Here is a 23,979-nt window from a genome sequence, read left to right on the forward strand (position 1 = left end):
ACTATGTCTTGTTTGAAACTATTCAAAGTGTAGATTTGCAGCTAAAGCTTCAAGACTATCTAGTGAATCTTGTATAGTTTTAATTTTATTTCTTGCCATTTCATAAGAATCTCTTCCTGCGAAAATATGCATTGGTATTTCATCTCTTTTTGATAATTCAATTAAAAGTTCAGCATATTTTTCTGGATTTCCATCTTGGTATCCATTTCATGATTTAACAGTATTAACTCATTCATCTCTACCTTCTTGATAAGCTTCAATTTTTGTTTCTCCAGTAACTAATGAATTTTCTTTTAAGAAATTAGTTCTAATTCCACCAGGTTTAATGCTTGATACAGTTATTCCTAATGGTTTTAATTCATTGCTTATACTTTCTGCAAATCCATCTAAAGCGAATTTACATGCAGCATATAAACTGTTGTAAGGAACTGTTGCATAACCTCATCCTGAACTTGTTATATAAATGTGTCCTGATTTTTGATTTCTCATAACAGGAAGAATTTCTCTTATAACGTTTAATGTACCATTCAAGTTGTTGTTTATATATTTTTCAGCATCTTGTTTGCTTGTTTCTTCAAATGTTCACATTTGACCATAACCAGCATTATTTAATAAGATATCTATTGATCCAAATTTTTGGACTCCCTTTTCAATGGCTTCTTTGATGCTTTTTGGATCTAAAATATCCATATCGACACACAATACATTTGGATTTTGAGCAAATTTCTCTTCAAGAGATTCTTTGTTTCTACTTGTAGCTATTACTTGAAAGTTATTTTCAACTAATTTTTCTACTACACTTAAACCAAGTCCTTGACTTGCTCCAGTTACCATTCAAACTTTGTTCTTCATATTTCTACCTCCTTTATATAATAAGTCTAAAACATTATAGTTACTATAAGGCAAGTAAAAATTTAAATTTTTTTTATATTTTTCTCTTTTAAAACAACTTCGAAGTTAATTGGATTTCAGTCATCTTCTTGTCCAGTTTCAATTATTTTTTTATAGTGTTTTTCTTTTGTAGTTAAAAGATCTAATTGTTCTTGCATAGAAGACATTTTAATTTTTAATTCTTCTTTTTGTTTAACAATAATTTCAAATCTTTCTTTTACAGTAGAATCTCCTTGCATACACAAATCAAGATATTCTTTTATATTTGCAATTTCCATTCCAGTACTTTTTAAAATGAAAACCATTTTAAATCAATGTAAATCTTTAACTAAAGCATATCTATACTTATTTTCTTCTCTTTTCATAAAAGGAAATAATCCTTTTGAATCATAAAATCTGAAAGTTTGTTCACTCACTTCAAATAAGTCTGACAATTCTTTTATTCCTAATTTTTCCATATTATTGTTCCCCTTTTATTTAATTGACTCTATTAAGTCATCAATGTTTTTATAGAAAACTTCTTTTTCTGAGTTGTTTTCTAAAACATAATCAAACTTATATTTTCTAAGTTTCTTTCTTTGAAACTCTGTTATCGAATCAATTTCTTTAAATTCTCTATTATCTCTTACTATTACTCTTTTTATTCTTTGTTCTTGATCTTTAACTAACAATATTGTTTTGTAAAAATCTACTTTGATACCACTTATTACTGCAGCTTCAACAAAAATTAAATTAGCTTCTTTTTCTTCTTTAATCATTTTGTTTATTTTTTCAGAAATTAAAGGTCATGCGATTTTTGTAAATTTATCGTTTAATTTTGAATTGTTAAATAAAGCTGCTCTTAAAATAGATCTATCTATTTTTTTATCTTTAAGTGCATTTGGAATTCTTTTGTTTAAGAACTTAATTATTTTTTCATCATAAAGTATTTCTTTTGAAACCTCATCCGCTTCAATAACTTTAACTTTTGGTTTCTTTTGTAAGTGTTCTAACATTGTTGTTTTTCCACTTCCAATAAAACCACTTATACCAATAACTTTCACTATAACACCTTCTCTTTGTATAAAAAAAATCATCTATTAAATGATTTTCTATTATATTTAATTATAAATTATTTTGTCTACATAACTTGTAATAATAGGTTTAATTGGTGACATTTCTTTTATCACTTCAGCACAGATTTCTCTGTATTTTTTGTAATCTCTATCATTTTTAGCTATTTCTAAACGAGTAAGAACTTGTTTTTTCTCATCAATGTTTTTTCAACTTGAAGAAACTCTGTTTTTTAAACAATATCCAACTTTTGGTAATAACTCTTCATTTCTGAAAGCTATTGCAAATATTTGTTCTAACTTAATTTCAGCTGCAAATAAATCTCATGTTTTAATTGCAAATTTGTAACCTTCAATTAGTTCTTCAAGATCATTTTTGTATCTTCCAAATAGATTTAATCTTGGATTAATCATTAACTGTTCGATAAGTTCAACAAATTTTCTATCAGTTTCAGTAAACATATTCATTTGAGCTTCAACTTCTAAAGCTATTGCATTTCAATCAATATTTTTTTCTTTTGTTAAAGCTTCAACTCTCATAATTGTTTGTTTGTATAAGAATGAATCTTTGTTGTTTGAGTCTTCTAACATTTTTGTTAAGTTTTTAAAGAATAGACTACATTTTTTAGCTAATTTTTGATCATATTCACCTTTTGAAACAACTTCTTTTTTGGTTTCTGGTTTGATAATCAATTCTTTTTCAGCTTTTTTATCTTCTTTAATTTTTGGTTTTTCAACTTTTTCATAGCTTTGAACTAAGTTAGCACCAGTTTGAAGATCGATATCTCTTAAAACATGTAAGTTAATTGTTCATCAACTACATTCACCACAAATTGTTCCAACAAATGCAATTATCATTGAAGTAAAAGGAATAACTATTGGTAAAGTAAATCATCCAACTAAATCTCAAGTTCTTTTTGCAGCTTGTGAAGCACCTGCTCCAGCATAAGAAGAAAATAGACCAAATGATAATCAATAAATTTGATTAAATTGTCCATTTAATGTTTGAATAAATGAAGAAGTAATATCTTTATCTAAAGAAACAAAATCTGTCACACTAAATTTTAATGCTACTCCCATTAAAAATGGAGTTGCAGATAAGAATGAAAGTATTGAAACTAAAGTTAAAAGAACAAATAAAGTTCAAGCCAAAATCATTGTTAATTGGTAACTTTTGATAGGTCTTACAATTCTTGCTACACCTTTTTTTGTTCTTGATTTATATCCAACAAGGTGAATTGTTAATCTTAATGACATTACAATAAATGTTAATCCACTTAAAGCTAATGGAACTCAATAAATTAGTATATCTGTTGAAGCAACAAATAAAGCTTTACCATCATACAAGAAAAACATTAAGAATTTTTTATAACCTTTTAAGGCAATTGCTTTATTTATTTCTCCGATATTTTGATCTGAAAGTATTGGAGAAAACATCATTAGAATTGAATAAGATAAAATCACAAAAGAAAAAACCATTAATGAAATTATCATGAATAGTGACTTTTTATTATTTTTAAGTAATTTAATTTTGCCCATATTTACTTTTCCCCATAAAAACTAATTATATTATATAATATTTTTTCTTTAAATAATATCTAACTTAAAAACTTAAAAGTTTTTTTTATCAAAAAAAACCTTATAAATAAAGGTTTTTAATATTTTATAAACTGATCAAAGTCAGATTTTAAATCTCTGTAAGTTAAACAATCATTTATTAATTTAACTTGATTTTCAATTAATTCGAAAGTTGAAAACTTAAATCTTTGTTCTCCAGATAAATAAATTCCATCTTCTTCAATCTTGTGTTCTGGTTTTAAACAATAAGGAAGTATTTCTTTATTAATAACACTTTCATTGAAGTATTTGAATAGAGGTCTATATTCCCCTCTTCCTGGTCCTAAATTAACAAGACCTAATGCAATTCTTGGATCAATTATGAATAAACTTAAAATGTTCATTTTAGTTCTATCATCAATAAAGTTAGCTATTGTTTTGTTTGTCAATAAGAATGTTTCTCTATCTAAATCAGAAACTCTAAAGAATTTAAAGAAAGTATTGTTTACAACATTGTGGAAGTAAACATCTAAAAATTTATAGTTTTGTGTAATTAATATATCATTTGGAACAATGATTCTTTTTTGATACTCTTGAAGATCAAAATTGATTGGTGAGTTTTCAACATATTCATAAAGACTTTCAAATGTTCTTTTACTAAAGATGTAGTCATACATTTCAAACAGAACATAACTCACTACATTTAAAATTATCATTCTATAGTCTTCTTCAATTTCAAAGTTTAATGCATCAAATACTCTAAATTTTTTATTTGTATCTACAAATGAATATTTATATTCTCCATTAATAATAGTTATTAAGAAATAAAAGTATTTTAAGAAAAGAACTTCTTTTCCTGTCATTTCAATTATTTCTGAATTTTTCTTAACCCTTTTATCAACAATAGCTTTTGCTACTTTTGAAATTTGGTTAAATTGTTTTGATATTTTTTGAACATCAAAAGCTTCATAATCTTTAAAAAGAACTTCAATGAAAGGAACATTTTCTACTTCAATTTCTTCTACTTCATCACTTACAAAATCTATGTACTTAAAACAAAACGAACCATCTTCGTTTTGTGTTTTTCAACTATCAAGAAATTCACTTGGCAGTATTAGATTTCTTTTCATTTTCTTTTTCATAGAATCACCTTTTAATTTATTCATTTTCTATTAAATATAATTGCTTTGATGCAGATATTGGTGTTGCTGTAATTATTGTTTTAAGATTTCTATCAATAACGAAATAAACGTCATTTTTTGGTGTTTTGATATATATGTTTTTTGAAGTTTCAAAACTATAAGTTGATTTTTCAATCATTTTTAAGATCTTCTCTTTTAATTTAAACTCTTCTTCATCTGCAAGATTAAGTCTTTGTCTTATTCTTTGAATTGAGTGTGTTGAAAATCCGTATTCATGCTTATAATAGTAACTCATTAAATACCTCACCATATAATTATAATCAATTTTTACAATACATTAAAGTCAAAAAGAAATATAAATGTAATAAAAAACTCCTTGAAATAAAGGAGTTTTTTATTATTTATTTAATTCTAAGAAGTTATTTGCTCATCTTTCTGAAAAAGTTCCCTTTTTCAAACAAACAGTAACTAAATCCATAAAAATTGGAATGATTAAAATATACATTAATCCATTTAAAAGACTGTAAACAAATAAAGTTAATTGATTATTTGCTGAATATTTAATCCCCATTGCTTTTAAACCAATTGATGGTTTTGCTCTACAAAAATTAATTATCATAAAGATGAAGTAAATCCCAAATGTTATAACAATTAAAAAATTGTTAATTCAATTTGCGATAAACCTTCTTCAAAATCCTGCTACTTTCATATTATATTTCCTTTCTCGTCTCACTCATAAAGACTTATAAAAGATTATACAAAATATTTTTAGTAAATTAAAAAGTTTTTTATTTTTTTTATAAGTAAAAAAGATTTTATTTCTTAACGCTACATAGATTTACTAAAATTTTTTTATTTTAACTATCGAATTATATAGTTACTTTCAAAATATAGAATTCATTTTTTTAATACCTATAATAATTTTTGCTAGATGTAAGAAAGTAAACATTAATGGTTGGCTGGGTGGGAATGTTGAAAGAAAGGATTTAATGTTTAAAAAAATATTTACCTTAATTGGTGGTTTAAGTATTTTAGTAACTGCACTTGGTCAATCAAGTTCACTTCAAAAAAACACAAACCCAATAAAATATAAAAATAATTCTTTATATAACAATGGTTGTTCTTGTAAAGATAACCTTATTAACTATACAGAAAACTATTGAACTTATGGACAAACAGAAATTAGAATATCTCAATTAAACTTAAGTGAATATGTTCTAAATGCTTATCATGATGCTTTTATGTTAAGCAACAATTTACATTACGAAGATATGTTAGAGCTGCTAGAGGCTTTAGTTCCAGCTTTTAGATTTAGCCCAAACATACAAGCAAAAGAAGCAATTGCTAAAGTAATAATTGGATCTGGTTTTAAATATGCAAATAAAAGTATTGGTGGAATCACTATAAGAGTATCTGAAGAAAAATACGGTGAAGATAAATGATTCATTAGTGAAATCACTCTTGGAGTTTTTGATTCCATAAAAGCTCAACCCTTACAACAAGAAATATATTCAGATATAAAATTTAATAAAGCTTTTAATACAGAAAATACATTTAAATATAATGATAAAAAAATGAAAACACAAGGAATTATGAGTTATCACTTTACTGATAGATTTGTTAAATATGTTCCTCAAATAAGAGATGAATTTAGCTATATTGCTTTTCCTGAAGCAAAAATAAATGCTTATTGAGGACTTAGAACTCAAGGAGTTCAAAAAACTTGAGATCTTTCAGATGAAATTAACGGTAACTTCAATAATTTTTATACTTCAGAATTAATTAATGGTGAAAATGAAAGTTATAGTGTAAGCAATGAATTTGAAAAAGTATTTTTTGAATTCATTGGAAACTATCAACTAGATTTTCGTTTTAAAACAAATATTAAAGTTAAGTTTGAAAAAAACGAAGAATTTGATAAGTTATACGACATTTATTTAGAAAATGAACATTTTTTTGAAAACAATGTTCCTAATTACGATTCATATATGACAATTGATTATAAAATCAATGACAAAATAGAATTCTATAATAAAGTTGATTTACAAAAAATTGATAGTTTATATTACAGTGAAATTAATAATAGAGCTAACTATGAGAAACTACCTCCAGTTGGTGGTTCACCTTTTATTTCAAGATTAAACTATACAACTTCACCAATAGGAAGACACTATATTGAATTACATCTTAATCAAAATGGATTACAAGTATTAGACAGTTTAAGAGAATGCGCCTATAATTGAGTTGGAAATAATGCTTTTGATATGTTTTTAAGTCATTTAAAAGTTCTTGTTCCTCAATTAGCAGAATATACTGAAGAAGAACAGAGAATAATAGTTTCTAACATTATAGAAGCTATTAAAAATAGATTTGGATCTGCTCCTGGATATATTCAAAGATTTATAAGTCATTATGTAAATAACCCACAAGCAGTTTTTGGAGTGGTTATTATTGCAAGTAATTTAAGTACTCCTTCACCAGAAACTTTTCATTATCGTTTAGAGTATTGAAATAGTTCTCCATGACCTGATCCATATTCTCAAATACAATAAAATAAATATTAATAACAATATATTTTATATTTAAAGTTAATACTAAAACAATATTTTAGTTTAAACTCCATAGAAGTCATGGAGTTTTTTATTTTCTTTTTGTGCTATTAAATTAGCATCGTTTTATTGAACTTTAAAAAATAAAAAATCCTTTATCAGGATTAGTAATTATTGCTTATTAAAAATTGTTTTAACTCTCTTCCACTTCTATATTTAACTTCACTGCTTTTTGAAATCAATCTATGACAAGGTATTAATAACAATATTGGATTTTTAGCCATACAAGTAGCTATAAATCTCGTATGATTTGGTTTATTAATATGTTTTGCAAATTCAGAATAACTCATATATTGACCATAATTTAATTTAGTCAAACTTTTAAGTACTTCGATTTGCATTTCAGTTAAGTTAATTAAATTTAACCTATCAAAATCAAGTTCAAAGTTCTCCTTATTTTCAAATTTCTTTAAAAAATCAATATAATAATCAAATTCGTCACTTTTTAAAACATTTCTAACAGTATATGATTTATAAAAGTCATGTATATTATCTTTTTCAAAGCCAATATAACTTAACTTATCTTCTATAATTCCTAGTTTAATAACTTTATTTTCAAACAAAGTTATTTTAAAAACTTTAATTATTCTTTCACTCATTGAGTCTCACCTACTAAAATTATAATTAAAAACACAACCCTTAAGGTTGTGTTTGGAAAGATAAAATTATTTTAGTCTTTATCTTTATCTTTTTTAATATGTTTTTCTTTTCTGTCTTTTAATTCTTGTAAGAAAGCATCTATTTCTTCTTGTGGTTCATAAATGCTTGGATCAATTTCGTATTTTCTTCCTTGCATAGCTTCTGAAATCATTGTTTGATATTCATTATTAGCTTTTGCAATTTTTTCTCTATCCATTCTTGGGTTAAGAGCTAATACTATTATTATAAAAAGACCTGAAATGATAATTGATATGAAAAATACTCATATTAAAGCTTTCATAGCAGTTAAATTAAAGTAATTTTTCATCTCATTTATAAGATTGGTTACACCATTTGCATTATCTTTAATTCAAGTATTTAATTCCTCTGAATTTTTTACACCAGCTATATTTATAGCAAAAGTTCTTTGAATTGCCTCTGTATGAACATCATTTCCAAATATAAAACCAAATGGATTTGCAAAGTTAAAAATCATCATAATTAAGAACATCCCTGGAATAATAAGATTAATTCCAGGTATTAAGAATTTTTGACGATATGTTTTAGGTGGTTGTGTTATTGAAAACACTATTCAAGCCATCATAAGAATAATAAGAATTAAATAAAAATAACTAGTTCCATTTGTAGCTACACCTAAAAAGTTTCCTAAAGTTCATTTTAAGCCATTAGCTTTACCAAGATATTCAGTTCATTTGCTGATAAACTCTGAATTTCAACCATTTTCAATACTAATCAAATCTTTATTAATTGAGAAAAATGTTGTTTTAAATAATATTGAAATCACAACATAAAATATAGCACAAATACCTAAACCTATACCTAAACCTAATTTTAATCACTTAGTATATTTTGGTTTTGAAATGTATGGATAAAATCTAATATCTTGAAGCGGGTGTAAAGGAACACTTCCCATAAAAGGATTTCCTTGTGCACTTTGTGCTCCAGCAAAGTTTTCAAATCCAGTACTTTGTCCTGTATTTGGTTTTTCTTTGTTTTTATCTACAACTTCTGGTTCTGGTTGAACTTTTTCAGCTGTTTTTAAGTATTTTTCTTTCATCTCTTCAGTTATTTTTGAATTATCTTTAACAAATTGTTCTGTTAATTCATAACTTTGATCTGTCAATAAGTCTCTTGCAACTTTATGATTGTTAAATAAATAAGTTTGTAAGTAAGTTGTATCACTTAAAACTTCATCACTTTTTTTGTTTTCTGGTTTAACAAATTTTATTTTTTCTTTTGTAATATTTACTAAAGCTTTACCAAATATTGGTCCTCACTTTTGATCTTTAAAAGTACAATTTTCATCGATTTCTAAAATTAATAAGTCATTAACTAATTCTATTGCTTGTTTTTTTAATTCCAAGTCATTTAAAAGTTCAACTCTTAATTTCTCATCTTTTATTAAATTTGCTAATAAAAATATCGAATCTTGATATATCTTGTTAGCTTCCATCTTTTTAACCTCTATTCTTATTAAAAACTAAACATTTTTAATAGTTCAATTTCTGGGATTATTTTATTATCATAAATCCCGCCTTTTATATTCTTTTCAAGAGAATACAACACCTTGATTTTATCATTTATTTGACTAATATCTAACTTATTTTGCTCTAACAGTTTTGAAACCCTATATGGGTTAACTTGCAGTGTTGAAGCAATTTCTGAGTTATTCATTCTTTTTGATTTAAATAACAATACATTTCTCAAAGTAACCAAGTTACTTGCTAATAATGCTAAAAATGAAAAAATATCGTTATTTATTTCCATGTAACTTGCTCATTGTTTTAAGAAAGTTTTAACATCATTTGAAATAAAACAATTGGCAAGTTCAAAAGTATCAAAACTATGATATTTAGTTGTTATTTCATCTACCAATTGAGTATTTAGCTTTTTGTTTAAAGCAATTATTTTGTTAATTTCGTTTGAAAAAACTTGCATGTCACTTGGCAACTTATCAATAAACAAATCTAATGCATCTTGGTCAAATTCAATATTTGCATTTTCTAACTTTTTGATCAATATTTGTTTCTTTTGATCAGTTGAAGGTTCATCCAACTTCAACATCTTACAAGTTGATTCAGTTAATTTAGCTATCTTAAGTTTTTTAGAAAACTTATCTGAATTAACAGTCATAATTATTTCAACTTCTTGATTTGTTGTATTTAAAATTTGTTCTACAAATTTAACATCATAGTTTTTATGTAGTTTTACTTTACTTTCATTTACAAATCAGCAATCATTTATAACAATGATTTTCTTGTTTGAAAAGATTGAATAAGTGTTTATTTCTTCTAAGATAGATGAAATAGAATCATCAATTAAAGAATATTCAAAAATTTCATAATCACCATTTACATTGGCTTTCTGAATTAGTTTCTCTACTTGTCTTTTAATTAAAAAGTTATCATTTGAATGAACAAAAAACATATTTATCACCTATCACATATAATTTACCACTAAAAATGATTAAAAAAATTAATTTATTTTGAATTAACCACCTTTTTACTATATACTTTATTTGTATATAAATATCTTGTTTAAAGGGGTGAATCAAAAATGGCAAATATTAAATCACAAGAAAAACGTATTTTAACAAATGAAAAATCACGTTTAGCAAACAAAGCTTTTAGAAGCTCAGTTAAAACAGCAATTAAAAAAGCATTAACTGCAAAATCAGAAGGTTCAAAAGATAAAGACGCTTTAATTAATGAAGCAGTTAGTTTATTAGATAAATCAGTAACTAAAGGAATCTTTAAAGCAAACAAAGCTGCAAGAGAAAAATCAAGATTAATGAAATAATTAATTAAATATATAATAGAAAAAACTCTTTTTAAAAAGAGTTTTTTTGTATTTTAATTGTTTTGCTACTTTTAACTTTATATTTATAACTAGAATCTCCATTAGTAACATATGTTTTACAATTGTTATTATTTAAAGTTTCAATGGTTTCTTTGCTTGGAAAGTCATACAAAGAAGATTTGTGTCCAGATATAAAACAAGTTTTTGGTTTTAAAGTTTTTATGAAAGTATCCGAAGTACTTGTTTTACTTCCGTGATGACCAACTTGTAAGAAATCAATTCCCCCTTTTATTTCATTTACAAAATCTGGATTTGATAATAATCTGTACTCTCGTTTCTTTGTGGCATCTCCTGTAAACAAGACTTTTTTGTTTTTAACTTTTACAAGTGAAACTTGAGAATTGTCATTCTCATCTGAATTGCCAAGTTCAATATAGTTTTTAATTTCTAGATCTTTAAATCTAAAATAGGTTTTCAAATCATAATTATAAAATACATTCTTTATATTGTAAGTTTGTCTAACTGAATCTAATTGATCATAGTGATCTTTATGGTTGTGACTTATAAATACAGCTTCAATTTTTCTAACACCATTATAAACCAAATACTCATTTAAGCTGTTTTTACTAAATCCAACCCCTCTTCCTGCATCGAATAGTATTGTTTTTCCTTTATATTGAAATAAAAAACTATTACCGTTTCCAACATTTAACATTGTTATACTTGGACTTATTTTAGAAAGTTGATTTACTTCAATAATCGTAAAGGCATTTAAAGAAAATAATATAATAAGTACTTTTCTTATTTTTGATTTCCAATAACCAAAACAAGTTAAAGCTTTGAATAATACAAAATAAGTTATTAAAAAAACCACACTAAAACTTCCACAAATTGTAATTGGGTTAATATATGTAAAAGTTTTAGAATAATAATAAAGTAATTCATAAATTGGATTTAATAAATAACTTGAAAATGGAATGAAGAAAAATAAAGACATACAGAAACTAAAAGTAATAAAAGGAATTAACAGTATTTCAAATATTGAAGACAGCCAATAAATTTTATAGCCATAAAAAACTTGTAAAGGCATGAATATGGCATTTAATATTAAGAAATTATAAAAGAGATTTGTTAATGGTTTTTTGTCTTGATATTTCTTTAAAAACAAGAAAGCAAATATTGTAAATATGAAACTTATATTAAATATAAAAAGTGGATTTATAAATAAACAAGTGATCCAAATAATAGAAAGCTTTGTTGTTTTGGAAAACTTAACCTTTCAGTTTTGCTCGATTCAGTTAACTATCAAAATAACACATGACTTTACAATGAATATCTTGAAATTTAGCAAGAAACTATAATAAAACAAAAAAGCTATTAATACTATTTTGTATTTTTTATAAAATTGATTTTTATAAAATAACTTTTTATTTAAAAAACTGCTAATAAAGTAAATATTAAGACCACTTAAATTTAATAAGTAACCCAATGAATAAGAATTTAAATTTTCATATACTTTGTCATGACTTTTTTGTTGAAAAATTAATAATTTACTAAGATCATTTGATGAATTTATTAGTTTATATAAAAAATATTGTACAGAGTGAAAGTTTTTAACTTGAACTGTTGTATTAAAAATTTTGTATTTAACATTTTGATTCAAAAGATATGAATTGAAGTTGAATTCCCAAAAGTTACCATTAACATTGACTTTTTCAAACTCCCCTATCAGAGATACAAACTCCCCTACCGATAATTTAACCTCCCCTACCGGAAGATAATAGAGAGTATTGAACTGTCTTAACAAAAAATAATTAGTTTTTACATCCACTACCCTATATAAATTTAAATTAAGTTTTGAATTTATATCAAATTTATAAAATAAAAGAAAGTATATTAAAAAAATAACAGTAACTAAAAAGAATGGGTAAGACTTTTTAAAGTTAAAGACAAAACTTATTAGAATTGCAAAATATAAAGAACTGTAAACATATACATTGTCCACTTCCCTACTTAAACTTATACATACAACAAAGATAAAAGTTAAAAAGAAATAGTTTATATTAATAGATCAACTTTGGTATCGCTTTATTATAGAATTCAACGTTAAATGTACCTTTATAGATTAGTTTGAGTTCACTCATGCACTCATCATAAGTCTTGTTGGTATTTAATAGTATATCAACAGTTTTGTTTGCCACGTTGTCACTAACACCTCTTGAAGAGAAGAATTCTTGGTTAACTTCAAACCTACTAGTTCTTGTAACTTCTATTTCATCATAAGGATAAAAATATATAGTATTGTTTTTCTTTAAGTTAGAGTTGGTTTCTATTTCAAATAAGCTCTCTAGGTAATTTAAATTTTGATCAATTAGAAAAGTTTTTGAATCAATTGCATTAGTTGAGTTTTTAACTTTAACAGGCAGTAGGCTCTTATCTGTTAAAACAATGTCATATTTAACTTTTAAATAAATATAGTTATCACTTTCAAATGGTTTTTCCATTTGCTTATCTGTTGATTTAAAGTTAAACATAAACAATAAAGATGTTCCTATAAGAATAGAAAATATTAATATAACTACATACTTAGCTTTTTTAATAAAACCACCTCAATTAAATTAATCGATAAAAAAAACGAATTATTTTAATTCGTTTTTCATTTTCTTATTATCTTTAACTATTTTTAAAATGTAATCAAAAATTATTATCGTTAACATTATTGCTAAAACACAAAACACTTCTACAAATCACATTCAAAGGTTTTCAAGTGTTTTTGTATCATTTCATATCAACGATATAAATAAAGTTGTTGTAAATGACAAGAACAAGAATATTGATCAGATAAATATAAATTGAATCGTGTTTCTCATCAATATTTTTTCATTTGTAAATCCTAATTTTCTCAATACCTTATTTTCTTTGTTTGTAATTTTTAAATACATCATAAATCCATTTACAATAACTACAAAACTAAAGATTAAAAACACTAAATTTAAATACTGAGATAAAAATTGTAGCCCTTTCATATAATTTTCATTTTCTGATCCTTCATATGTCACTTGAGACATTTGTTGGATTACATTAATTGAAAAATACAAGAAGACCATAGAGTTAACAAGTATTACAATGATTTTTGATATCAATCCAGCATTGAATTGCATGTTTTTTATAGAACTTGATATCATAAAGTTTCTTTTAGTTATCTTGAAAGTTATACTAAAAAATAACTTAAGAGCAAGCTCTAAAACTATCATAAGCCCTATTAAAAAGAACAAACTAGCAAATAAATATAAAACTTCACTGTTTTCAAATATTATTAAAGCTAAAAATGATAGTATGAATAAACTTCCAAATATTGATTTTAAGACTGTTTTTTTAACGGTTACTTTTTTACTTACCTTATAATTATTTTCTAATTGATTGTATTTTTTAGTACTTGTATAAATAACAAAGACTAAAGAAACAATACCAATTAAGAAAACTAAAAACACATTAACAAATTTATAAGATACTTTAAAAGTATCTGATAGAACTCCTTGAACAATTAGTTGATCTACCAATACTTTATTTAGAATAATTGCAAATACAAAACCTAAAACAAAGCTTGGAATCATAATAATTAACTGCTCTTTTAATAGATTTCAAAAAATAATCTTATTTGAAATACCCAAAAGTCTTTGGTTTATTATTTCTTTTTTTCTACTTTCAAAGTTAATACCAATAATAATAGTTATCATAATTGTTGATATAAGCAATATTAGACCAAACAATATAATAAATATTAATAACATGTTTGAATCACTTCCCATTTCTTCTTTTGAAGAAAGCAATAGGAAAAGTGATGAGTTTGTAAACATTGAACAAATCAAAAGAGTTATAAATATACTTAAATTTATTGTCTTATAAAAGAATAATTGTTTTAAAACTAAACTATTCTTCATTGAGTAGTTTTTTTTCTAATCAATTATAGTCAATAAATCCAGTAGATATTTGTTCAGTTACTTGTCCGTTGTTAACTAAAATTATTTTTTCAGTTTTTAATGCAACTTCTGGTGAGTGAGTAACTATTACTAAAGTTTTGTTCAATTTTTTACTATTAACAATAAGTTCTTCTAATACTTTTTTGGTATTTACAAGATCCAAAGCCCCTGTTGGTTCATCTGCAAATATTATTTTAGATTCACCTAGCAAACTTCTTGCAATAGCAACACGTTGTTTTTGACCCCCACTCAGCGATTCAACAATAACATGTTCTTTTTCTGTTAATCCTAAAGCTTTAATTATGTTTAAATATTTTGTTTCATTTATTTTGTTTTTATTATTTTTCTCAATAAATTTAATATTTTGTTCTACTGTAAGATATTCAATTAATTTATAGTCTTGATAAATATATGAAATATTGTTTGTTCTAAATTTTGTTAAACCAGGTTCTTTTAATTCACTTATTACTTGTGAATTAATAAAGATTTGCCCTGTTGTTGGTTTTTCTAAACCCGACATTAGATTAAGTAGAGTTGATTTACCAGCTCCACTGTTTCCCATTATTGATACACATTCCCCTTCGTTAATTGATAAGTTAATTTCTTTTAATATATTTTGTTTAGTTACTTTTGATACTTTAATGATTTCTCTCATTTTTTATTTCTCCTTTTCTTTTACAATAAAAAAATAAGAGAATTAAATTGAAGATATGTTGTATTTGTATTCTAAAAGACCTTTGAGATCTGTTTTAATAGGATAAACTTGATAATCTATGTAATTGTTTTTAAATATAAAAATATTGAAAAAATTAAAATCATTATTTTTGGTATTTAACTTAAATTCTTTAAGAGTTATTTCAATAAGTTTAAAAGTTAAAGTTATTGAAAGCATTAAAGCAAATGTATTAAATAAAACTGATGTAAATACAACATTTTTACCTATTAAAACCATTATTCAAGTTATAACTATTAAATAAGTAAGTGTTCAAATAGAAAAGCTAATTAGAAAGTATTTTAATGACTTTAAAAACTTCTCTTTTGATCTAAATGCATTAAAAAATATTGATATGAAAAATGCAATTGATATAAAAGGAATTATAGCAAGTAAAAAAGGAGCAAATACTGCACTGATGAAAAATAAAATACCGATTTTATTAAACTTATTCATAATTGCCTCCTTTTTTTATTTATTATAGCAAGTAAAACAAGTATAAAAAAACGAATTAGTTTAATTCGTTTAGTTTTTCTTTTAAGATTTCGTATTGTTTTTTGTAGTCTTCATACTTTCTTTTTTCTTCTTCTACTTTATCGCTTGCAGCTCTTTTTAAGAAGTTTTCATTTGAAAGCATTTTTTCACTTCTTTCAATTTCTTTTGAAAGTTCTTCGATTTTTTCTTTAGTTTCAATTAAAACCTTTTCTTTATCAAAGAAGTCTTTGTTTGGAATATCTAAGAAGTAATCATTTACAGGCAATGAAGTGAATTCACTTTCATTGATTTGATCAATATTTAAGTTACAGTTAACCATTTTTTCAATAAACATTTGAATATAGTTTATACTGCTTTCCAATACTGTTTTAAAAGCAGATTTTGATAAATTTAAGTGAGCATTTAAACTTATTGAGTTTTTAATGTTTTGACTTGCTCTAAACTCTCTAAGAGCGCTTATAATGTCAAATATTGGTTTAATTACTTCAACTTTGGCACTATAATCTTTTTCAAGTCATCTTTCTTTTAAAATTGAAGATTCTAAATCAAATGATTGATAAATTTCTTCAGTAACAAAAGGCATAAATGGATGTAACATTATTAGAATGTTTTTTAAAACAAATCCTAGAGTTAATTTACTAAACTCTTTTTCTTTATCATTTAATAAACTATTTTCTCCAACTTGAGCTTTTGCGAGTTCAATATATCATGAACAATAATCATCTCAAATAAAGTTATAAAGTGCTTTTCCAGCAATTGTAAATTCATATTTATCAATAGCTTCTTTTACTTGTTTTTGAGTTTCACTTAGTTTGTTTAAAATTCATAAATCAATTTGATTTTTCTCTCCACTAACTGTATCAAAAACAGCATCAAACTCTTGGTTTGTTGGTATTTTTTCAATGTTCATCATAACAAATCTTGAAGCATTTCAAATTTTGTTAATAAAGTTTCAAGTACTTGTTAACTTCTCTTCACTATATCTTAAATCTTGTCCTGGAGAAGAGTTTGTAAGTAAGAAATATCTTAGTGAGTCTGCTCCATATGTTTCAATAACATCCATTGGATCAACACCATTTCCAAGAGATTTAGACATTTTTCTTCCTTCTGAATCACGAATAAGACCGTGAATTAAAACATCTTTAAATGGTTTTGAATCAGTGAATTCTAAACTTTGAAATACCATTCTAGCTACTCAAAAGAAAATAATGTCATATCCAGTTACCATTGTTGAAACTGGGAAATATCTTTTCATCATTTCAGATTGACTTTCTGGATTTCAATCCATTGTTGCAAATGGTCAAAATGCAGAAGAAAATCATGTATCTAAAACATCTTGGTCACGAGTTCAATTTTGTTCATCTTTTGGAGGATTTGTTCCTACATAAACTTCCTTTGTTTCATTGTTATATCAAGCAGGAATTTGATGTCCTCATCAAAGTTGTCTTGAAATAGTTCAATCATGTGAATTTTCCATTCACTTGTTTAGTGTTTCATTAAATCTATTTGGAAAGAAGTTGATTGCATCTTTTGAGTTTTGTAAATCTAATACTTGTTTTGCAAGAGTATCCATTTTTACAAATCATTGATCTGAAATAAACGGCTCAACAATAGCATTACTTCTTTCTGAGTAACCTACTTGGTGAGTTATTTCTTCTTTTTTAATAAAAGTTCCTTGATTTGTTAATTTTTCAATTAATTTTTTTCTAGCTTCAAATCTATCTAATCCATTAAACTCTAATGCTTTTTCATTCATAGTTGCATCATCGTTCATTACATTGATTTGTTCTAAATTGTGTTTTAAACCAAGTTCAAAGTCATTAATATCGTGAGCTGGAGTACATTTCATAACCCCAGTTCCAAAGTCAATTTCTACATATTCATCTGCAATAACAGGCATTAAAGCTTGATTAGAGGGATTTATAACTGTTTTTCCAACATACTTGGTGTATCTTTCATCATTTGGGTTTACAACCAAACAAACGTCTCCAAACATAGTTTCTGGACGTGTTGTAGCCACTTGTAAGAATTCGTTTGGATTATCACTTAAAATGTATTTAAAGTGATACATCCCCCCTTGTGTTTCTTTATAAATAACTTCAATATTTGAAAGAGCTGTTTTTTGTTTTGGATCTCAATTTATTATTCTTTTACCTTTGTAAATTAATCCTTTTTCATACATATTCACAAATACATGATTAACTATTTTGTTTAATTCTTCTGAATAAGTAAATTTCTCTTTTGAGTAATCCAAACTTAAACCAAGTTTAGCTCATTGACTTCTAATTGTTAGAGCATACTCTTCTTTTCATTCTCAAACCTTTTCAATAAAGTTTTCTCTTCCCAAATCATATCTTGATATGTTTTGTTCTCTTAGTCTTTCTTCTACTTTTGCTTGAGTTGCAATTCCAGCATGATCCATTCCTGGAATTCAAACAGTATCAAAGCCATTTAGTTTTTTAAATCTTATTAATAAATCTTGAAGCGAACCATCTCAAGCATGTCCTAAATGTAATTTACCAGTAACATTTGGTGGTGGTATAACTATTGAATATGCTGGTTTTTTATCATCCATTTCTGCTTTAAATAAATCTTGATCAAGTCACATTTGATATTTGTCTTTTTCAACATCTAAATGACTATATTTTTTCTCTAATTCTTTCATATAAACCTCTCCTTTAATAAAAAAAATTCCTATTTTTTAATAAACATTAAAAAATAGGAACGAATTGTAAAACACCAATACGCGGTACCATCCTAATTGACTTTAAATTAAGCCCACTTAATTTATTTAGTTTTAAATACTTATACAACCTTCAATAGTGATAAATTCTAGTTCACACCAACCACTAGATCTCTGAAAATTACCAGTTATTTACTCCTTATAAGTTTTCGACTTTTTAATTATAACAAATGAAATAAAAAAAATAGCACATAAAGTGCTATTTAGCTCTAAAAGTTCCGACACATTTAAAGCTATATTATTTATTTAATTAATTTTTTTTGGCGTTTGTATTTAAGTATCTACACTTGTATTTTAACTAAGTAATTATTAAAAGTTAAAATGTGGTGGTGTAGTAGCTTTCTTAAGTTCTTTTCAAAAGTCGGATTCTTTAACGTCTAAAATTGCATATAAATGCAAGTTTCTCTCATTTTGGAATGAAATTTCTTTACTTTCATTTTCAATCATAACCTCTTCAAAGTTATCAAAGTATTTCAATTCTTTTTCTGTTTTAACATTTAAAGATATTTTTCTAAATGTTTTGTTAATTTCTTTGAAATACTTATTCATAGAGATTTTATAAATAACATAAATTAATCCCATTAAAAATGTTGATGCAATTATTGATAAAAATATCAATGAAATTCCAAATGAAATTCACTCATTATTATTTAACATTGCATTTATAAAGTTTAATAAAAATCCATTATCAACATTATTGTTTAAACCCATACCCATAAATTTTAGCTGGTAAGGAACACCTAAAATAGTGTTTTCAGATTCTATATTTATACCTTTGTTTAACTTCATTCCTTGAATTATTGCAAAAACAAGAAATGGAGTTATTGATAAAGTTGTTTTTAAGAAAGCTATTAAGTTATTTTTTCTTAAAGTTCATTTTAAAGTAGAAACGTTGTTTTTATTTATATCTAAATTAGTAATAAACTCAGTATATCCTTTAATATATTTCACTAAAATAGCTAAAATACCTACTAATCCAACAATAATTTTTATTGCAATTAATATATCTGAATTATCAAACTTATCTCTAAGAACACTAACTGATGGAGTAATGAAAAAAATTGATAACAATATAAAAATTGCACCATAAATTATGAAGTCTGCTCAATTTCTTTTTCTAGCCCCTAATTTCATTTTTCTTACTCTCTTCTTTGTTCATAAATATTATAAGACTTTAAATTAATATTGCAAATCTCAAAACAAGATTAAAAATAAAAAAACCATTATAAATGGTTTTAAATGTTAAAGAAATCTAAGAATATATGGTCATATATTCTTTCTAATCAAAATAGTTTTTTAGCTTTTGATTTAGAAAATTCAATTGAAGCACTAGTTTCTAGCAAATCATAGTAATTAGCTCATATTTCAGTATATGTAGCTAATATCTTTTCGTTAATTTTCTTGATTTCTGTTGTTTCTTTTTCTGTTAAGTCTTTTTTGTTTGTAAAAATAAATAGTCCATTTTTTGAAACTAAATCATTTTTTGAAAATACAGCATTTAAGTTATTGTCAGATAGCTTTGCATCTTTAAATAATGATTCATTTGAAAAATATTGATCTTTCACTAAGTTTGTATAGTTTGATTCAACTTGTTTATCAGACTTAGCTAATTTTTGAAATGAATTCAAGAATGATGGCAATAACATTGCATTTAGCATTGCATCTCCAATAGCTGACATTACTGGTTTTTCACTTAAAAATGAACTTAATTCATAGTTAATGAAAATAACAGTTATAAAGTTTGACCCAATTATATATACTCAAAATCAAATTGGAGTAAATTCAATAGATCTTTTTGCTCTAAATTTTTGATTACTTAGTTTTACTGAGTAATCAAAAATTGTAATACATTGAAAGAATTTATTCTTTGCAAATCAGTTGATATAAGTAAACTTAAACAATAGATAAGCACTTAGTGCCAAAATTGAATAAGAAACTTCAGGTGATGATATTTTTAGAACTAGGTTCAAAATAAACAAGATAAAAGCAGTTGCAAATACAACTTGGTCAAATATAAATGTTGCTAAACCAAAACGATTGGTTTTAAAAAACTTATTTATTATCTTGTTTTGTTTTTTAAGCAAATCTATACTATCATTTTTATTTTGTTTTTTGTTCTTCATTCCCTCATCCCTTTCTAATATTGCTTGTTTTTGTAGCAACAAATAGGTAAAGGCTCCCTAGACCAATTAAAATACCTATAATTGCAATTGCAGCTATAAATAATCAGAATAATCCGTTAGTAATAATACTTTCGTTTGTTGAATTAAATACATTTTTATTATGTATTTCTAAGAAGAAATATGGATAAGCATTATGTTTTTGTGCTAATTGAGCATTAGAACCATAACTTCTGTAGATCAATTCTCCACGAATTAAAGTATATGCTAAGTATGATAATGGATAAATTATCATTTTAAGAAAATCTTTTAAAATGAAACTTTTAAAGTTAAACTCCAATTCTTGTTTCATAAAGAATAAGAAGTAAACAACAGCAGCTATTGGCCCTAATGTATGAACTATCATTTGTTCAATTCATCATAGAGCAGCAGCACCAGCTTCACTAGGAATTGGCTTTTCACCAAACTCATTTGGTTTAGCAGTTAAAACTTGAGGTAATAACATAAAGTTAAATATTAATGCAGTAACTGTTATAAATGTTACAACACTTAAAGAAAATGTTCTTTGTAAAGGTTTTATTTGACCTTCTTTATTATGATTGAAAAATCCAATCATTAATCATACAACAATTAATATATTAGATTGAATTGTAAAGAAACTAAAGAAGTTAATTACATAACCAAAGTAGTCATATCCAATAACTTCTTCTGAATCTTTACCAAAGATAGCTCATGGACTTCTGTCACCCTTCGCATCAATATTAACCATACCTTTAATTAACATTTCTAGAATAAAAATTGTTATTAAAGATGCAACGGCTAATTTATATCAAAGTCTTCAATCTTTTAAATTTTGTTTTGTGATAAACATTAGTTCTCTCCCTTTTCTATTTATAAAAAAATTATAGACCAAATCGATCTATAATTCATTATTTTTATTTTGATTCTTTTTCAACAGAATCTGAATATTTTTCTATTCTACTTGCATATACAAAGTAGAATAAACCTCAATCAAGAGCTGCTTTTTTTCTTACTTTTTGTATTTCTTTTCAATCTTTATTGGCATTTAAGAATGTAAATCCGCCAATTAAGGCAAAGAACGTAAATAAAGATATTATTCCACTAAGAACAGTTAAACCTAATCATAGTCATGAAGTTCTTTCTTGTTGGTGTTCGTTAATAAATAAAGTTAAAAATACACCACTAAGAACTAAAGTTATTATAAAAACAACCATTGAAATTACAGCTGTTTTATATACCCCTTGCTTAATTTTTTGAATCTTATTGTCCATCTTAAGTTTCTCCTGTTTTTTGCTATTAGATTAATTATAGACTATTTTTAAAAAATAGGAAATATAGACAATTTTAAAAAAATTTTTAATTAAGTTTAATGATACTATTTATTTGATTAATTTAGGGTATTAATCTATTAACTAAAGAAAGAGAAAAATATGAAAATAGCTATATTAACCGATTCATCTTTTGGTTTGAAATCAAACATTAAAGATTTATATATTATCCCCCTTTCAATTAATTTGAATGCGGAAAAGTCAATTAAAGATGATGATAAATTAACAGATAAAGAGTTTTTAAAGATAATAAATACACATATCAAGACTAGTCAAAGCCCTTATGGTGAATTAGAAAATATGATTGAAAACATCTTAAAAGACTATGATCAACTAATAATTTGTGGAATTGCAAAAGCACTTTCAGGACAATACAATAGTTACTTATCTTTTGCTAATCAAGATAAATTCAAAGATAAGGTATTTGTGATTGACAGTGACGGAGTAAGTATTATTTTAGAAAAGCAAATCAAAGATATTAGATATTTGATTGACAAAGGTTTAACTTCTCAAGAAATTAAAGATTTCATTGAAAAAGATAAGAAAAACTATGAATGCTATATAATCCCAAGAAAATGAACTACAATGGTTGCTAGTGGAAGAATAAGTAAACTAAAAGGACTTATAGCTTCTACTTTAAAAGTATCTGTTGTTTTAAAAGTGGCAGACGAAAAAATAGTTTTAGATAGCAAGCAAAGAAGCTTCCTTATTGGAATTAAATACATTTTAAGTGAATTAAAATCAAAAGTTAAAGACCTAAAAGTAATTGATGTTGCATGTGGAATATTTGAACAAGATATTATCGATAAAGTAAAAGACATTATTAAGAGTTTTGATTTAGAAATAAATCTTTGATCTGATTTAACAAAATCTATTATGATAAACACCGGGGAACAAACTATGGCATTTTGTGCTTGAAGATAAAAAACTTTGAAGATTTACTTCAAAGTTTTTATTTTTCATTTTGCATTTTCTTAACTTTTTTTGTATATCCCTTTTTACCAATTCAAGGAAATACTACACTTGTTTTTCTAATGTATTCTTGATAATCTTGATTATCTTTTAATTTTTTGAATGCATTTCTTTCTAGAATTGGAACTCCAGAAACAAATAACAATAAACAAATTATGTATAATGGTGAAAGCAATCACAATAAATAATAATATGAGTTTAAATTATCAGAGTTTGTCATTATAAAGTTTGTTAAGAAACCAATTGTGATGAATAATCAAAATACCATTTCTCCAAAATAATTTGGATGTCTTGATATTTTTCAAAGTCCAGTGTCAATAAAATCTTTCTTTTTGTTTTTATAGAATTTAGATTTTTGTTCATCACCTATTGTTTCAAAAACTAATCCAAGTAAAGCTATTAAGATAAATACAAAACTTAAATAGTTTTTGTTATCAAAATATTTTTCTGGAATAGTTAATGCAAAGCAAGCTGGCATTACAATTAAGAAAACTGAAACAGCTTGTAAAACTCAAAATCCTAAAAATTTAAAAAACGAGTTTCTGATATTGTCAAATCTTTTGTCATGTTTTATTTTTATTATTCTTTTAAATAAATAAGAACCAAGTCTAATTGATCAAACAACAACACAAGCATAAATTAAAATTTGTATAATTGAAAAGTTTTGTTTTCAAGCAAATATAATTGTTGTTGAAATTAAAAATGTTAAAGCATACGTTATATCTGTAAATACATCTGACTTAAAAGTATATGCAATGATAAAGAAAAATAAATTCAAAACCATACATACTGCAAATAAATAGCCAATAAAATTGTAATTAATATCCATAGTGTCTCCTTGTATAAAGAAAATTATATATAGATTATTTTAAAATTGTATAAACTAATAAAAAATAAA

General features: G+C 24.8%; 24 protein-coding genes. 3 read left to right on the forward strand and 21 right to left on the reverse strand.

What is annotated here, in order from left to right; genetic code table 4:
- Positions 1-18: 18 nt before the first annotated feature.
- From SBIUS_RS02320 to SBIUS_RS02350, 7 genes are all read right to left on the reverse strand, one after another.
- Complete coding sequence (locus SBIUS_RS02320) at positions 19-852, reverse strand: SDR family oxidoreductase (RefSeq protein ID WP_162684894.1); 834 nt, start codon at positions 850-852, stop codon at positions 19-21.
- Positions 853-914: 62 nt separating this feature from the next.
- Positions 915-1,349 (reverse strand): MerR family transcriptional regulator, encoded by a 435-nt coding sequence (locus SBIUS_RS02325; protein ID WP_162684895.1) that lies wholly within the window; start codon positions 1,347-1,349, stop codon positions 915-917.
- Between the two features lie 15 nt (positions 1,350-1,364).
- Positions 1,365-1,967 (reverse strand): dephospho-CoA kinase, encoded by a 603-nt coding sequence (coaE, locus tag SBIUS_RS02330; protein WP_162684896.1) that lies wholly within the window; start codon positions 1,965-1,967, stop codon positions 1,365-1,367.
- A gap of 24 nt (positions 1,968-1,991) precedes the next feature.
- A complete protein-coding gene (locus tag SBIUS_RS02335; protein ID WP_162684897.1) occupies positions 1,992-3,482 on the reverse strand; it encodes a hypothetical protein in 1,491 nt (496 codons plus the stop codon).
- 116 nt (positions 3,483-3,598) lie between these two features.
- On the reverse strand, positions 3,599-4,642 hold the full coding sequence (locus SBIUS_RS02340) for a hypothetical protein (RefSeq protein ID WP_162684898.1): 1,044 nt from the start codon (positions 4,640-4,642) through the stop codon (positions 3,599-3,601).
- Positions 4,643-4,658: 16 nt separating this feature from the next.
- On the reverse strand, positions 4,659-4,937 hold the full coding sequence (locus SBIUS_RS02345; protein ID WP_162684899.1) for a hypothetical protein: 279 nt from the start codon (positions 4,935-4,937) through the stop codon (positions 4,659-4,661).
- 102 nt (positions 4,938-5,039) lie between these two features.
- Positions 5,040-5,351, reverse strand: coding sequence for a hypothetical protein (locus SBIUS_RS02350; RefSeq protein ID WP_162684900.1), 312 nt, complete (start codon positions 5,349-5,351; stop codon positions 5,040-5,042).
- Between the two features lie 280 nt (positions 5,352-5,631).
- On the opposite strand from SBIUS_RS02350, the gene SBIUS_RS02355 reads away from it, so the two are divergent.
- Entirely contained in the window at positions 5,632-7,194 is a 1,563-nt protein-coding gene (locus tag SBIUS_RS02355; RefSeq protein ID WP_162684901.1) for a hypothetical protein, read from the forward strand.
- A gap of 161 nt (positions 7,195-7,355) precedes the next feature.
- Here SBIUS_RS02355 and SBIUS_RS02360 read toward each other — a convergent pair whose 3' ends face one another.
- From SBIUS_RS02360 to holA, 3 genes are all read right to left on the reverse strand, one after another.
- Positions 7,356-7,850, reverse strand: a complete 495-nt coding sequence (locus SBIUS_RS02360; protein WP_162684902.1) for a methylated-DNA--[protein]-cysteine S-methyltransferase — start codon at positions 7,848-7,850, stop codon at positions 7,356-7,358.
- A gap of 71 nt (positions 7,851-7,921) precedes the next feature.
- Positions 7,922-9,364, reverse strand: a complete 1,443-nt coding sequence (locus SBIUS_RS02365; RefSeq protein ID WP_162684903.1) for a hypothetical protein — start codon at positions 9,362-9,364, stop codon at positions 7,922-7,924.
- Between the two features lie 20 nt (positions 9,365-9,384).
- On the reverse strand, positions 9,385-10,338 hold the full coding sequence (holA, locus tag SBIUS_RS02370) for a DNA polymerase III subunit delta (RefSeq protein ID WP_162684904.1): 954 nt from the start codon (positions 10,336-10,338) through the stop codon (positions 9,385-9,387).
- A gap of 129 nt (positions 10,339-10,467) precedes the next feature.
- Here holA and rpsT point away from each other — a divergent pair, with 129 nt between their 5' ends.
- Entirely contained in the window at positions 10,468-10,710 is a 243-nt protein-coding gene (gene rpsT / locus SBIUS_RS02375) for a 30S ribosomal protein S20 (RefSeq protein ID WP_162684905.1), read from the forward strand.
- Positions 10,711-10,741: 31 nt separating this feature from the next.
- Here the strand turns inward: rpsT and SBIUS_RS02380 are convergent, their stop codons facing one another.
- The 10 genes from SBIUS_RS02380 to SBIUS_RS02425 all read right to left on the reverse strand — a co-directional run bounded on the left by SBIUS_RS02380 (position 10,742) and on the right by SBIUS_RS02425 (position 22,052).
- Complete coding sequence (locus SBIUS_RS02380) at positions 10,742-11,707, reverse strand: ComEC/Rec2 family competence protein (RefSeq protein ID WP_162684906.1); 966 nt, start codon at positions 11,705-11,707, stop codon at positions 10,742-10,744.
- Between the two features lie 1,066 nt (positions 11,708-12,773).
- Complete coding sequence (locus tag SBIUS_RS02385) at positions 12,774-13,244, reverse strand: hypothetical protein (RefSeq protein WP_162684907.1); 471 nt, start codon at positions 13,242-13,244, stop codon at positions 12,774-12,776.
- 105 nt (positions 13,245-13,349) lie between these two features.
- Complete coding sequence (locus SBIUS_RS02390) at positions 13,350-14,651, reverse strand: FtsX-like permease family protein (RefSeq protein ID WP_162684908.1); 1,302 nt, start codon at positions 14,649-14,651, stop codon at positions 13,350-13,352.
- The gene (locus SBIUS_RS02395; protein ID WP_162684909.1) at positions 14,641-15,345 is read right to left on the reverse strand and encodes an ABC transporter ATP-binding protein; all 705 of its coding nucleotides are present in this window, start codon (positions 15,343-15,345) and stop codon (positions 14,641-14,643) included. Before SBIUS_RS02395 ends, SBIUS_RS02390 begins: the two co-directional genes overlap by 11 nt.
- Before the next feature lie 42 nt (positions 15,346-15,387).
- Positions 15,388-15,858, reverse strand: coding sequence for a hypothetical protein (locus tag SBIUS_RS02400; RefSeq protein ID WP_162684910.1), 471 nt, complete (start codon positions 15,856-15,858; stop codon positions 15,388-15,390).
- Positions 15,859-15,913: 55 nt separating this feature from the next.
- On the reverse strand, positions 15,914-18,562 hold the full coding sequence (locus tag SBIUS_RS02405) for a valine--tRNA ligase (protein WP_162684911.1): 2,649 nt from the start codon (positions 18,560-18,562) through the stop codon (positions 15,914-15,916).
- A 387-nt stretch (positions 18,563-18,949) separates the two neighbouring features.
- Positions 18,950-19,774, reverse strand: coding sequence for a hypothetical protein (locus SBIUS_RS02410; protein ID WP_162684912.1), 825 nt, complete (start codon positions 19,772-19,774; stop codon positions 18,950-18,952).
- A gap of 101 nt (positions 19,775-19,875) precedes the next feature.
- Positions 19,876-20,763, reverse strand: a complete 888-nt coding sequence (locus SBIUS_RS02415) for a hypothetical protein (RefSeq protein WP_162684913.1) — start codon at positions 20,761-20,763, stop codon at positions 19,876-19,878.
- Positions 20,741-21,631: a Pr6Pr family membrane protein gene (locus SBIUS_RS02420; protein WP_162684914.1), complete on the reverse strand. Its 891-nt coding sequence runs from the start codon at positions 21,629-21,631 to the stop codon at positions 20,741-20,743. The genes SBIUS_RS02415 and SBIUS_RS02420 overlap by 23 nt, the downstream gene beginning before the upstream one ends.
- Positions 21,632-21,695: 64 nt before the next feature.
- On the reverse strand, positions 21,696-22,052 hold the full coding sequence (locus SBIUS_RS02425; protein WP_162684915.1) for a hypothetical protein: 357 nt from the start codon (positions 22,050-22,052) through the stop codon (positions 21,696-21,698).
- A 159-nt stretch (positions 22,053-22,211) separates the two neighbouring features.
- On the opposite strand from SBIUS_RS02425, the gene SBIUS_RS02430 reads away from it, so the two are divergent.
- Positions 22,212-23,033, forward strand: coding sequence for a DegV family protein (locus SBIUS_RS02430; protein WP_162684916.1), 822 nt, complete (start codon positions 22,212-22,214; stop codon positions 23,031-23,033).
- A gap of 28 nt (positions 23,034-23,061) precedes the next feature.
- Here SBIUS_RS02430 and SBIUS_RS02435 read toward each other — a convergent pair whose 3' ends face one another.
- Positions 23,062-23,910 carry a DUF1295 domain-containing protein gene (locus SBIUS_RS02435; protein ID WP_162684917.1) on the reverse strand — a complete coding sequence of 283 codons (849 nt, stop codon included), beginning with the start codon at positions 23,908-23,910 and terminating at the stop codon, positions 23,062-23,064.
- Positions 23,911-23,979 lie beyond the last annotated feature (69 nt).

This window comes from Spiroplasma sp. BIUS-1 (genome assembly GCF_010365805.1).
Taxonomy (GTDB): Bacteria; Bacillota_I; Bacilli_A; order Mycoplasmatales; family Mycoplasmataceae; genus Spiroplasma_A.